This window comes from Streptomyces sp. NPDC002588 (genome assembly GCF_040295925.1).
In the GTDB taxonomy this organism is placed as follows: domain Bacteria; phylum Actinomycetota; class Actinomycetes; order Streptomycetales; family Streptomycetaceae; genus Streptomyces.
In genome coordinates this window covers 456,772-469,758 of sequence record NZ_JBEOWF010000001.1, presented here as the reverse complement: position 1 = coordinate 469,758, position 12,987 = coordinate 456,772, and the positions used below count along the sequence as shown (strand labels likewise).

Here is a 12,987-nt window from a genome sequence, read left to right as displayed (position 1 = left end):
CCGCGATGACTGACACCGAGCCCTGCGTATCCCTGACCACCGGAACGCTGAGCCCCGACCTGCGGGTCAACTATTCCTACGGGATGGTGCTCGGCCTGGACGAGTTCCTCCAGGAACAGCTGTACCGGCAGGAGAAGGACTACCGGCACCGCCGTCTGCTGCACGGCTACGGCACCAGCTACGGCCTGCAACTGACCACCAAACCGACCACCGACGGCACCCAGGACTACTCCATCGACGTCAGCCCCGGCGCGGGCATCGACCAGTGGGGACGGGAGTTCACCGTCCCCGACACCCAGTGCGTCCGGCTGGGCTCCTGGCTGGTGGCCCAGGAGCAGGCGTTCCCCGGAATCGTGCAGGCGCACGGCAACGGCTCCGGCGACACCCTCGTCTACGTCGTCGCGAGTTACGCCAGCTGCCTGGACAACCTTGTGCCGGTGCCCGGCCAGTCGTGCGGCACCGGCGAACAGTCGCAGGTGGCGTCCCGGATCCGCGACTCCTGGACCGTCGAACTGCGCTGGGATCCACCGCCGATGCCCCGCTGGGACAGCGACCGCCGGCTCGGCCGGCTCCTCAGGTCGGTCGGGGTCGTCCCGCAGCCCGATCAGTCCCTGCCGGGCGAGGACGCGCTGCTCGCCGCCGTACGCGCGCTGGCCGACCAGGCGGAGAACGGGCCGGGGGACCTGGACCAGTTCGGCCCGCCGCCCTTGGCGTACGAGATCGCCGAATGGCGGGCGGCGCGGCTGTGGGACGAGATCTTCGCCATCTGGGTCAGCGAGGTCAGGCCGAGGCTCGAACCGGACCTGCTCACGCCGTCGCCGTCGTCGGACCCCTCGATCCTGCTCGGGGGCGTCCAGTTCAGCACCGGTATCTGGCCCCCGTTCGACCCCGCCGACCCCAGGGTCACCCACGCCGAGATCTTCGACCCGGGCCGGCCGAGCGTACTCAGCACCCAGCTGATCCAGGAACTGCCTCCGCCCGACCGGGTCGACCTCGAACCGATCGAGCTGGTGACTCTGGTGCCCAACCTGACCGGGAGTGTCTTCACCATCGACGCCTGGTTCCATGTGGGCGCCCCGGTCACGCTGACCGCGCCGGTCCAGGTCGTCACGGAGTCCGGTACGACCGTGGCGTTCACGGCGGTGCACAAGCCCATGGCGGGGGACTCGTTCAATCTGGGCTCCGTATGGACGCTGACCCCGCCCAACGGTGCGAAGTTCACCGCCGGACAGCAGCTGGGCGCCCGGTTCGAGTCCGACGCGGTCCTCGTCTACGGCAGTTCGACCTTGCAGCAGTGGCGCGAAAACGTGGGCGGGCGATTCCTCAACACGACCGCGACCGGAGCCGTGACGGCCTACACGACGGCCCTCGCACCGGCCAGCACGCTGACCCTGACCGAGGAATCGGTGGCAGATGCGGCGGCGGTCGGCACGCCGATCGCCAACGCCGAATTCGTGACCATCACCGACACGGGCACGACGGACCGGCAGCTCGGCTTCGAGCTGTGGTTCCACCCCGAACCACGCGGCGCCCGGGGCGGCCTGACCGTGCTGACCCCGCAGGTGCGGGCATACGACGAGACCACCGGGGACCCGCTGACCGTCACCGCCCTCAGCCAGGACCCGGCGTACGGGAACGCCTGGACCGTGACGACCGAAGTGCCGGGCGGCGCACGCCCGTTCCCGGCCTACGTCCGTTTCGTCTTCCCGGCGGAGGGGTTCGTGCTCACCGGTCCGGAGTCCGGCGAGAGCGGGCTGGCCGACCTGGTCGACGGGGGCGGCGTCCAGTTCACCGGCTGGGACCGGGACACGGCGGGCATCGTGGCCTTCCACCGGGTCGGGTCGCCCGAAGGCGGAGGGGCCGAGCCTGCGCCCGCCGCCCGGAAGACCACCACGGGGCGGAGCCAGAAGCGATGACCAGCCAGACGATCGGATCCGACTTCACCGGCGGCGCGCTGCTGCCGAACTACGTCAACGGACGGCTGCTGGCCGCCGAGGACCTGGCGACCGGCCAGGCGAGCCTGCTCGACCGGGACGCCCGCATCGGCCGGGCGGCGGGCGCCGGGATCGTCGACGGACTGTGGGTCACCTCGGCCGCCACCACCCTCACGGTGACGGCGGGCACCGCCATCAGCCCGTCCGGGCAGCCGGTCGTCGCACCACGGACGATCACGCTGGCGTTGACCCTGCCGACGAGCACCACGACCGGCGCCGGTTCCGCGGTGTTCCGCCGCTGTTCGGGATCGGGCGCGAGCTCCGGGGTCACCCCGGGCGGGTATCTGCTGACGGCCCGCCAGGTCCAGCAGCCGCAGGGGCAGTCACCGCTGGCGCCGCCGCCGGACAGCACCATGTCCCCGGGGTGCGCGGCCCGTTGGACGGCCGAGGGAGTGGAGATCCGGGCCATCGCCCTGCCCGACCTCACCACGGTCTCCGGGATCACCGCCACAACGGACAACCTCCGTAATCTGACCGCCCATTGGTGTTACGGCACCGATCAGCTGACGAGCCTGCCGTACTCCCCGTTCGCCTTCGACCCGGCGTACTCCGGGTTCGACCGCCTCGCCCCGGCGGACCTCACCGACCGGGACGTACCGCTGGCGGTCTTCCGCTGGAACGGCCAGAGCGTCGTCGACCTCGACATCTGGTCGGCCCGGCGCAGGATCGTCTCGCCCGACCCGGTCGCCTCGGCCTGGTCGGGGCTGGTCGCCGACCGGCGCGACGCCGACGGCCAGGCCCGGTTCCTGCAGTTCCAGGAGCAGATCGACCATCTCGCAGGCATCGGGACGACCCGCTTTCTGCACTGCTCGACGAACTTCGGGCTGCTGCCGCCTGTGGGATTCCTGCCCACCGTCTTCCAGAGCCACGAGATCGTCCCGGCCACCGTCGCGGCCACGAAGCCCTCGGCCACCTTCGCGGAGTCCGCGTTCGACCCCTGGTACTTCTTCAACGGTGTGGCGGCGTACGGCGGCGTCATCGACTGGGCGGTCGCCGACTTCGCGCTGCGCCAGTCCTGGCAACTGCCGCCGGAGCCGACCTCTTTCAACTCCGACGAACGGGGCACACGACTGACGTTCTTCTTCGTCCGGGAGAACCTCGACGGCCCCAGCGGGCCCGCGTATGTGGTGTTCATGACGCTTCTGCCCTGGCAGGGAGCCGGCACCGGCACGATCACCAAGCCGGCGGACACGTCGAAGGACACCACCGGGTGAGCGGCGTCCGGATCGACAGGATGCGCCTGCACCGGGTCCGTGACGAGCTGCCCGACGGGTACGCCGCCGTCCGCGCGCTCGATCTCGGCTCATCGGCCCCGGACCACGCGGTCCTGGTGATCCGGCGGCTGAGCGTGCCCGCCGGTGACCGCCGGGCGGCGCGCGAGCGCATCGCCGCGCTGCGCGAGAGCGCGGCTCGGCCCGCACTCGGCCCTACGGCACCGGGCTGCGCGGCGGTGCTGTTCAGCGACGAGGTCGAGGCACTGTCCTGTCTGACGGCCGACATCGTCGCGGGTCGCGCGGCCGACCGGTGGTACTGGCCGACGGCGATCCGCACGGGATCCGGACCGGGCGCGGGCGGTGCCGGGGAGACACTGGCCCGGCTCTGGCTCGACCGGCCGCACTGGGTCCCCGCGGTGCTGGCCCAGCTCGCCCGGCGCTCGCAGGCGGACGCCGTACGCGCGGTCGGCCTGCTGTCCGGCCCCCAGGCACGCGTCGTCCTCGACGCGGTCCTGGCGGCCTTCCGCGGCCCGGCCGTACCGGCACCGCCGACGGCGCCCGCGGTGGCGGCCGGGCCGCAGCCGTCGCCCGCCGCCGCGCCGGACCGGACGGAACCCGGCGCCGCTCTCCGGCCCGAGGGACGGGCCCTGCTGACGGTCGGACTGGCCCTCGCCGCCACACCGGCGTCCGCCTACGGCAGCCTGCTCGGGCGCGCGGCCGACGGCCTTCCGCAGTCCGCCGCCACTCCGCCGCGACCGGCCGACGCCGCCGCCCGGCCCACCGCGCCCGCGATCACGACCGCGCCGGACCCGGCCGCACCCCGCCGTCCGACAAACAGCGCCGCGCCCGGGCCGACGGAGGCCCCGGCCGGCACCTGGTGGCCCGCCGACGCCGCCCTGCCGCCTGCCGGGCCGGCTGTCGACGCCCCGGCCGGCACCCGGTGGCCGGACGGTGCCGGTCCGCCGCCCGTCGACCCGCCGTCCGGCATCCAGAGGCCGGACGGCGCCGCCCTGCCGCCCGTCCACTCCCCGGCCGGCACCCCGGCCGACACCCCGGCGTCCGTCACCGGACACGCGGGCACCGGGGCCACGCGGCAGTGGCATCCCCTCTGGGGCACCGCCACCGAGAGCCGGTTCGCCAGTGTCTTCTACGCGGTCAACCTGATGGCCTGGCTGGAGCTGCCACGCGTCGACGCTCCGGTGGCCGAGTCCGGTTGGGCGACCCTCGAAGCGCTCGGCAGGTCACTGCTGCCCGTCGACCGCACCGCCGAACAGGATCCGGTCTGGCGGGTCCTGGCCGAACTCGACGGCCGCGACCCCACCGTGCCCTCACCCGTCCGGCTCGGCGCGCTCACCCACCGGCTGCGGGACCTCCTGGACCGGTACCGGCTCACACCGGACGTGTTCGCCCGGCCAGGAACCGTGTTCGCCGGCCGGACCCACATCGACGTGACGCTGAACCTGCAACAGGTCGATCTCGCCGCCCGGATGAGCGGGCTGGACCAGGACCCCGGCTGGGTCCCCGCGCTCGGCCGGATCATCGCCTTCCACTTCGACGACGGTAGTTGACATGCTGACCATCGACCCGGTCACCGCCCCCTCCCTGCCACCCGTCCGCGACCTGGTCGACCGGATACGGCGACGGCTGGCCGAGGCTCCGCACACGGCGTCGGATCCCCGGGCGAACCCCGGATGGCTCGACGAGTACCGCACAGGACGGGGCGCCGACGACGGCCCCACGACACTGCCACCCTGGCACCGGCTCGACGCCGCGGACACGCTTGTCCTCACCGCGGCCGGACTGATAGAGCTGGACGTCCGGTTCGGTGCGCTCTTCGCCCACCTCCAGGACCCCCTCCCGTCACGGCGGCCCTGCGTCGGCCTGCTCGGCTGGCTGCTCGCCGACGCCTCCCACACGGTTCACGATCTCACCGACCGCGTGCAGAGCCTGGCCGCCCGCGGACTGCTGCGGGTCGACAATCCCGCCGACCCGCGCTCGGAGTGGGTGGTACGCGTCCCGGTGCCGGTGTGGGACCTGCTGTGCACCGGCAGGGTCGGGCCCGACGCGCTCCCGGCCGGACTGACCTTCCGCGCGCGCGACGGCTTTCCGGCGCCGGAGGCAATGGTGCTCGCCGCCGACGCCGCCACCGTCGTCCCGCGGCTGCCGACCCTGATGCGCGACGGATCCGTGGCCGCCGTGGTGGTACGCGGCATGACGGGGTCCGGCCGGACCACCCTGCTCGGTTCGCTGGCCGCCTCGCAGGGCCTGGACCTGCTGGTGTACGACGGTCAGCCAGGCGACGACGGCTGGCGGACGTTCGGCGCCCTCGCCGCGATCGGCGACGTACTCCCGGTCGTCCGCTGCGCCCCCGGCCCCGGCGAGAACGTCACGCTGCCCCGGCTGCCCGGCCTCGACCGGCCGCTCGGAGTGGTGATCGGACGCACCGGTGGCGTGACCGGCGAGGCGGTGGACCCGGCGGTGACCGTGGTCCTGGGCGCGTGCGCGGCGGCGGACCGCCGCCGGCTCTGGGGCACCCTCGCGGCGACGGCCGACAACGCCGAACTCGACGTCATCGCGGACCGGTTCCTGCTGACGCCGGGCAGCATCCACCGGGCGGCTCCGGTCGCCGCGGCCGCGGCCCGGGCGGCCGGACGCACCGCGGTCACAGCCGCCGACGTGGCCTCCGCGACCCGCACCCTCAACCGGCAGAGCCTGGAGACCCTCGCCCGCCCGCTTGCCCCGCTGCCCCCCGCGAACCCGCCGGTGCTCACCGCGTCGGCGGAGGCCGAACTGCACGTCCTGGCCATGCGGTGCCGGCACCGGGAACGCCTGACGGCGGTCACCCGGGGCAGTCACAGCGGCCTGAACCGGGGCGTGCGGGCCGTGTTCAGCGGTCCGAGCGGCACCGGCAAGACACTGGTGGCACGGCATCTCGCCGCGACGCTCGGCCTGGACGTGTTCCGGGTGGACCTGGCAGCCGTCGTCAACAAGTACATCGGTGAGACCGAACGCAACCTCGACCGGCTGCTCGGCCGAGCCGAGGAGCTGGACGTCCTGCTGCTGCTCGACGAGGGGGACGCGCTGATGGCCCGCCGCACGGATGTGGGCAACGCCAACGACCGGTACGCCAACCTGGAGACCAACTTCCTGTTGCAGCGGCTGGAGACCTTCGAGGGCATCGTCGTGGTCACCACCAACGCGGGCAACCGGATCGACCCGGCGTTCCTGCGCCGGATGGACGTCACCGTCGACTTCGTACCGCCCGACGCCGAGCTGCGCCGCCGGCTGTGGTCGGCCCACCTGCCCGGCGACCACCGGGTCGACCCGGCCGTACTGTCCGAGACGGCACGCCGGTGCGATCTGACCGGCGGTCAGATCCGCAACGCGGCGCTGCACGCCGTCCTGCGCTCCCTCGCCCGGGGCGCCGCCGTCGGCGACGAGGACGTCACCGAGGCGGTGCGCCGCGAGTACCGCCGCCTCGGCGCCTCCTGCCCGCTGCCGAACCCCATCCGGACCGGAGCGTGACGATGTCGCCGCCGCTCGTGAGCTGCATCATGCCGACCCGCAACCGCCGGCCCTTCGTGCCGCTGGCCATCGACTACTTCCTGCGCCAGGACTATCCGCTCAAGGAACTGGTGATCGTCGACGACGGCACGGACAGCGTCGAGGATCTGGTGCCCCCGCTGCCGTCCGTCCGGTACCACCGGGTCGTCCGGCGCACCAGGGTGGGCGCGGCACGCAACCTCGCGTGCGAGATGGCGTCCGGCAGCGTGATCGCGCACTGGGACGACGACGACTGGCAGGCCCCCGACCGGCTGAGCCGCCAGTTGCGGCAACTGGAGTCGGGGCGGGTCGACCTGTGCGGCATGACGAGCCTGCTCTACTACGCCCCGGGCGACGGCCGGGCCTGGCGTTTCGACTGGCCGCCCCGGCTGCCCCGCTGGCTCGCCGGCCAGAGCCTCTGCTTCCGCCGGGACCTCTGGGTCCGCTCACCCTTCCCCGACCTCCCCAACGCGGAGGACGCGGTCTTCGTCCGCCGTCTGGCCGACCGGCCCATCGCCGTCACGCCGGGCGACAGCCTCGTCGCCCTGGTCCACCCGGGCAACACCGTCGCCAAGACCAGTCTCGGCGTCCACTGCACACCCTCGTCCATGACCGAGGTGCGAGCCCTGCTCGGCCCGGACCTGGACCTCTACCGGAGCCTTCCACCGGAGCCACGGCGGTCTACCGTCCGCGCAGCCCTGCGCTGATCGCCCTGCCGGTCAACTGGGCGATGCCGCCCAGCCGTTCCAGGTGGTGCGAGGGACCGCCGATGACGGACAGCGAGGCCACCGGGGCACCGTCGTCCTTGTACAACGGCACGGCCACGCAGCACACGCCCGCCATCACTTCCTCCCGGTCGAACGCGACGCCACGTTCCCGGATGGCCGCCGCCTCCCGCGGCCAGGACGCGGGGAGTTGGTCCAGCGGCAGACCCGGACGTGCCCCGGCCACCAGCACCTTGCCCGCCGCTGTGAACCAGGGCCAGGTCAGGCTGTTCTGCGGCGGAGTGAGCAGCCCGGCCTCGCCCGGCACCGAGGCGACCACCAGGGTCTGCCCGTCGCGAAGCACATTGATCGCCACCGACGCGCCCGTGGCACCCACCAGTCGACGGACCGGTTCCCGCGCGGCGGACCACAGCCCGCGATGCGGCTGCCATCCCTGCCCGAGCTGGAACATCCGCGGACCCATGCGGTAACCGGCACCGCACCGCTCCACCGCACCGAGTTCGACCAGTTGCTCCAGCAGCCGGTACGTGGTCGTCTTGGGCAGCCCGCTCTCCGAGGCCAGCGTGGTGAGCCCCGCTTCGCCCGCCCGCTGCACCGCCGCCAACAGCCCGAAAGCGCCATCGAGCACACCCCGCCTGCCGGCACCCGGCACCGCACCGGAGTCGGGCCAGGACAGCCGATCCACCCCGCCCGCGGACAACTCCCCGCTCCTCGGTGCTGTCGCTCCTAATCCCTCGCTCAACTCCGCTCCTCGATACGTACCGATACGCCATCAACAAGCGGACGGCTCCCGTCACCTTGTCAGGAACGGGATGCGCGGCCGCCTAAGTCCTACCGCCGTCGCCGTCCGGGCGGGAAACCGCCTCGCCGGGCGTCGGACGCCGGATCCCGCTCCGTCGGTCCCGCCCACCGGAACCCGGGAGGCGGGACTCACACACGGCCGGTGTACCGGCCCATCGCCGCGGTGGCGTCGGCGGTCATACGGACGATCACCGCACCCGCCGGTTCCACGGTGTCGATGAGTCCGACCCCCTGCCCGGCGAGCAGTGCCATCTCCTCCAAGTCGCCCGTGGTCATGTCCCGCATGGGCACCAGGTTCGTGAACCGACGCATTTCAAGCTGTTCACCCAGGAGGGTCGTATGTCCGATGACCGGCTCCGCGGAGATGTCGGAGGGGACCTCGTCCGGCCGGCCGGACCACTCCCGGACGACCCGGTTGCGCAGCACCCGCATCGGATTGAACCGGGGATTGTCCGGGCCGAAGATCGCGGTGCGGGTGGTGTCCGTGGCGGACGCGGCGATCAACCGGTCCTTGTACCCGTCGTGCGCGGCTGATTCGGCGGTGGTCACCAGGCGGGTTCCGATCCAGGCGCCGTCCGCGCCGAGCATCAGCGCCGCCGCGAGTCCCCGCCCGTCGGCGATCCCGCCCGAGGCAAGCACCAGAGCCGGGGCGACCGCGTCCACCACGATCGGCACCAGCGCGAATGTCGGCAGCGTGGAACGGTTGTGGCCGCCGGCCTCGCAGCCCTGCGCCACCACGACATCGACGCCGTCGTCGACCGCCCGCCGGGCCTCGTCCACCGAACCGACCTGTTCGAAAACCTGCGTTCCAGCCGCGTGCAGCAGATCGATCCAGGCGCGTGGCGGGTGCCCCCAGTGGAAGGAGGCCGCCGCGACCCCGGCGGCGGCGACCACGTCGATGCTCTCCTGCCCGGTGAGGCCCGTGATGAAGTTGACGTGGAACGGCCGGTCCGTGCCCTCCTGCACCGACCTGATGACGCCGGCCAGCTCGCGGGCAGGCATCAGCCCGGCGCCCAGACTGCCCAGGCCGCCCGCTTCGCTCACCGCGACGGCGAGTTCGGGGGCGGAGCCGACGAAGGCCATACCCGCCTGCGCGATGGGCGTGGTGAGCGCGAAACGCTCGGTGAAACGCGTCGTGAGGTTCATCCCTCAACGGTGTACGATCCGCCCATCGCAGGTGTTGCCCTGGGTGCGCCGTTGACTTGCCTTGAGTGCACGGGACCGGGTGCAACCCCGTCAAGCCGGAGTTCGGGGGGACTCGTGGTGCAGCGTTGGTCGACGTCGGAATCACCTCAAGCAGCGCAGTTCGCACACTGGCGGGAACTCATCTGCGAGGCATTCCTCGCGTTGACCCCGGAGTCGGATCTGCGCGACGGCTTTGCCGGGACGGTCAGCCAATGGCCGCTCGCCGACATGAACATCGCCCGGATCGACTCGCAGCGGCAACAGGTGAAGCGCACCGCCCGCGACATCGCCCACACTCCGCAGCAGGGCTACTACGCCAACTTCCAACTGCGGGGAACCAGTCGGATGACACAGCACGGTCGGTCGACCGTGCTGCGCCCGGGCGACATCGGCGTCGTCGACACTGCCGAACCGTTCGCCTTCGACTTCCCCGAGGAGTTCCGACAGCTCTCGCTGTTCCTGCCCAAGTCCTTACTGGAAAGGCAAGTGAGTGCACCGGTGCGGACGGCGACCCGCGTGGACACGGCCACCGGGGTCGGCGCGGCGGTCCGTCACGCCCTGGGCGCGCTGACCCGGGACGACCTCGCGGAGGACACCGCGGCGAGGCTGGCCGCACACGCATGCGGGATCCTCGCCGTCGCCCTGGAACAGCCGGCCGCCACCTCGTCCACGCCGGTGCGGCACAGTCGGCTCCGCGCCGCCGCACTGGCCGACATCGAGGAGCATCTCACCGACGACGACCTGTCCCCGCCCGTCACCGCCCGCCGGCTGGGCGTGTCCGTACGCCTGTTGTACGCGGTCTTCGCCGACCAACAGCGCAGCTTCGCCGCCGAGGTACGCCGTCGTCGGCTGGACTACGCCTGGCGTGAGCTTCAGGACCCGGCACGCGCACATCTGCGCGTCATAGATGTGGCGGTCAGGGCGGGCTTCGCCGACGTCACCAGCTTCCATCGCGCCTTCCGCCGTGAGTACGGCCGCACCCCTGCTCAGATACGTCAGGAGACCACAGGGGCGGCCCGGTCGGCTGTCGATCGGTGAGCGGACGACGCGGGAGTGACCTGGTGTCCCTCCCGTACCGGCGGCCGGTGCCTGCCCGGTGACCCGGCCGAGCGTCCCGGAGCCGCCGGTCACCGGGCCGGGCGGGACCCGTGGCCGTCAGCGGCGCTGACGCTCCAGGGTGAGGAGCAGGCCCTCGACCGCACCGGGCCCGATACGGCCCTTGACGTCGGCGGACGTGATCGCCTTGAGAGCCCAGCCGTCCTCGGCATGCTTGTTCAGAACCTTCTCCAGCTTGTCGCTGTCCAGCGCGTCTCCGATCAGTGACTCCCGGAAGGTGACGACCTTGTACTCGAGCGCGTAGGGGTTGCTCATGGCTGCACGGCCTTCCCGTGGACGGACTGGTTGACGGAACCAGGGACAGCCAACCACCGGTCGCCGTCGCCGCGCACGGTGGGGTCCCGCCACGGCCGTTCAGATCAGTCCGGCCCGTATGGCGTAGGAGACGGCGTGGGCGCGGTTGCGGGTCCGCATGCGCTTCATCGCGCCGTACAGGATGTAACGCACCGTGCGTTCGGAGTAGGACAGCTCTTTCGCGATCTCGGCGCAGTGCATTCCCTCGGCGATCAGGCGCAGCACGTCCAGTTCGCGAGGACTGAGTTCGAGCACGGCCCGTTCCCGGGACGGGGCGACGCCGTGTTCCGTCCGCCCCGAGTGCCGTGACTGACGCGCGGGCGCGGGCGGGGGAGAGGAGACGCCCTCGTCGCCGCCCGCCACCGCGCGCACGGCGCGGGAGAAGACGTCCGGGCTGCAGAAGTCCCACCAGACGACGGCGCGGACGCCCAGCCGCCGCGCCGCCGACACGTCGGCCCGCCACCGCTTGCCCACCACCACCAGGAACCGTGCGCCGGGTGCGTCGCTCAGACTCCGCAGCAGGCCCAGGGCGGCCTCGTCCGCCACGTCCACGGCCACCACGATCGCGTCGGCCTCCCGGATCCTGTCGGGCGGCAGTTCGTGCAGGCGCGGGTCCAGTGCGACGAAGCCGGACAGTCCGGCGCGGATCAACGCGGAGGGCGCGTGGACCGCCACGCGCACGGTCTCGACGAGTACTTCCTGAGGCACGCGCCCCCCAACTCACAACTGAGGTCGTCCAGGTGGTTCGGGGACCGATGCTGCCATCCGGAGCGAGCGGACACTCGTGCCACCGCTCCGCCGTCCCTCACCCGAGGGAAATCTGCCGCGAGGAGCGCCGCACGCTCTCCTTGTACAGAGCGGCAAGGTTTGTCGTTTCGGGTTTCACCGGACGCACAGGGCCCAGCACCATGTCTCCACGGGTTCTCCTGACTACGCGGCGTAGCCGGTCGGTTGCGGCATCCGGTGTGCGGACGAGCGGGCTCCGGCCGGGCGGTGCGCGGGCATCGGCCGTCCGTCGGCCGGCGAACGGGAGATCCCACGGGTGGCACCGGGCCCGTGACGGTTCGTCCGCGGCGTACCGCGGTCCGCGTCCCCGCTCCGCCGGTGAACGTTTCTGGCAACTTCTAGCAACAAGGGTGGCCGCATGAACGCGTCCATTGTCCTGTCCGTCGTGCTCGGCCTGGGGCTGCTCGGGGTCGTCGCCGTGCTCACCCGGCGCACACCCCGGCTCTCCCCCGGACGGGTCCCCGCCGCAGGGCGGAGGGCCGACCGGAAGGCACTCGAGACGGTCGCCCTGGGCCTGCGGGCCGTGGCGGAGGGGCGCGAGCACGGCACGCGCCCGCTGCCCGATGTGCACGCCGTACTCCACTCGGAGCGGCGGATGACGTTACTGCTCGCCGGTGCCGACGCGCCCGCGCCCGCGCCATGGGCCGCGGACGTCTCCGGGAAGGAGTGGTGGGTGGACCCGGCGAACCTGCGCCGGGCCGGCAACGGGAGCGCCGGTCCCACGCATCCGTACTCCCTGACCGTGACGCTCGGCCACCACGGGGGCGACAGGGTGCTGGTCGACCTCTCGCGGCTGCCCGGGGCGATCGCCCTGACCGGGGACGACAACGATGTCCTGCAGCTGGCCCAAGCGCTCATCAACGAAATCGTCTCGGGACCGGTCGGCGTCCTCGCGGTGGTCGTCCTGGTGGGTTCGGCGGCCGGGCCCTCGGTGACCGACGGCCTGGACACACGGTCGGCCCGTCTGCACACCGCGCCCACCCGGGGCGAGGCCCTGACCCGCGGGGACAGCGCGCGGCCGGGAGCCGATACCGGAGCGTCGGCTCACCGGACCCTGCACTTCAGGACGGGCGGGGGCGGCGGCGCGGCCTCCACGGGGACGCACGCCCGCCGGCTCTTCGTGGTGACCGCCGCCCAGTTCCGCGACGAGCGATGGTCGGACACTCCGCTGCGGGAGTCCGACGCGCTCCTGGTGCTCGGGTACGTCCCGGACGCGGACTGGCGCTTCGAGGTGAACGCCGACGGTTCCCTGGACACCGGCCGACTCGGTCTGCCCGTCGACAGGCACACCGCTGGCTCCGCCTGACCGGCTGGACCGGCGGTCACGGC

At 72.7% G+C, this 12,987-nt stretch carries 11 protein-coding genes; 7 read left to right on the top strand and 4 right to left on the bottom strand.

What is annotated here, in order from left to right:
• Positions 1 to 5 precede the first annotated feature (5 nt).
• The 5 genes from ABT057_RS02145 to ABT057_RS02125 are packed head-to-tail and all read left to right on the top strand — an operon-like array spanning position 6 to position 7,458.
• Complete coding sequence (locus ABT057_RS02145; protein ID WP_352340467.1) at positions 6 to 1,916, top strand: hypothetical protein; 1,911 nt, start codon at positions 6 to 8, stop codon at positions 1,914 to 1,916.
• Entirely contained in the window at positions 1,913 to 3,208 is a 1,296-nt protein-coding gene (locus ABT057_RS02140; RefSeq protein WP_352340466.1) for a hypothetical protein, read from the top strand. Before ABT057_RS02145 ends, ABT057_RS02140 begins: the two co-directional genes overlap by 4 nt.
• Positions 3,205 to 4,776, top strand: coding sequence for a hypothetical protein (locus tag ABT057_RS02135; protein WP_352340465.1), 1,572 nt, complete (start codon positions 3,205 to 3,207; stop codon positions 4,774 to 4,776). Before ABT057_RS02140 ends, ABT057_RS02135 begins: the two co-directional genes overlap by 4 nt.
• A gap of 1 nt (position 4,777) precedes the next feature.
• Positions 4,778 to 6,733 carry an ATP-binding protein gene (locus ABT057_RS02130; protein WP_352340464.1) on the top strand — a complete coding sequence of 652 codons (1,956 nt, stop codon included), beginning with the start codon at positions 4,778 to 4,780 and terminating at the stop codon, positions 6,731 to 6,733.
• A 29-nt stretch (positions 6,734 to 6,762) separates the two neighbouring features.
• Positions 6,763 to 7,458 (top strand): glycosyltransferase family 2 protein, encoded by a 696-nt coding sequence (locus ABT057_RS02125; protein ID WP_352340463.1) that lies wholly within the window; start codon positions 6,763 to 6,765, stop codon positions 7,456 to 7,458.
• On the opposite strand, the gene ABT057_RS02120 is transcribed toward ABT057_RS02125, so the two are convergent.
• Both ABT057_RS02120 and ABT057_RS02115 read right to left on the bottom strand, forming a co-directional pair.
• The gene (locus ABT057_RS02120) at positions 7,433 to 8,218 is read right to left on the bottom strand and encodes an IclR family transcriptional regulator (RefSeq protein ID WP_352340462.1); all 786 of its coding nucleotides are present in this window, start codon (positions 8,216 to 8,218) and stop codon (positions 7,433 to 7,435) included. The two genes, ABT057_RS02125 and ABT057_RS02120, sit on opposite strands and share 26 nt — an antisense overlap.
• Positions 8,219 to 8,406: 188 nt before the next feature.
• Positions 8,407 to 9,423: an NAD(P)H-dependent flavin oxidoreductase gene (locus tag ABT057_RS02115; RefSeq protein ID WP_352340461.1), complete on the bottom strand. Its 1,017-nt coding sequence runs from the start codon at positions 9,421 to 9,423 to the stop codon at positions 8,407 to 8,409.
• Positions 9,424 to 9,432: 9 nt separating this feature from the next.
• On the opposite strand from ABT057_RS02115, the gene ABT057_RS02110 reads away from it, so the two are divergent.
• Entirely contained in the window at positions 9,433 to 10,500 is a 1,068-nt protein-coding gene (locus ABT057_RS02110) for an AraC-like ligand-binding domain-containing protein (RefSeq protein ID WP_352340460.1), read from the top strand.
• A gap of 117 nt (positions 10,501 to 10,617) precedes the next feature.
• On the opposite strand, the gene ABT057_RS02105 is transcribed toward ABT057_RS02110, so the two are convergent.
• Together ABT057_RS02105 and ABT057_RS02100 are read right to left on the bottom strand one after the other, a co-directional pair.
• Positions 10,618 to 10,833 (bottom strand): DUF4177 domain-containing protein, encoded by a 216-nt coding sequence (locus tag ABT057_RS02105; RefSeq protein WP_352340459.1) that lies wholly within the window; start codon positions 10,831 to 10,833, stop codon positions 10,618 to 10,620.
• 99 nt (positions 10,834 to 10,932) lie between these two features.
• Positions 10,933 to 11,580 (bottom strand): helix-turn-helix transcriptional regulator, encoded by a 648-nt coding sequence (locus ABT057_RS02100; protein ID WP_352340458.1) that lies wholly within the window; start codon positions 11,578 to 11,580, stop codon positions 10,933 to 10,935.
• A 436-nt stretch (positions 11,581 to 12,016) separates the two neighbouring features.
• Between ABT057_RS02100 and ABT057_RS02095 the strand changes: the two genes are divergently transcribed.
• Positions 12,017 to 12,964: a hypothetical protein gene (locus ABT057_RS02095; protein ID WP_352340457.1), complete on the top strand. Its 948-nt coding sequence runs from the start codon at positions 12,017 to 12,019 to the stop codon at positions 12,962 to 12,964.
• Positions 12,965 to 12,987: the final 23 nt, after the last annotated feature.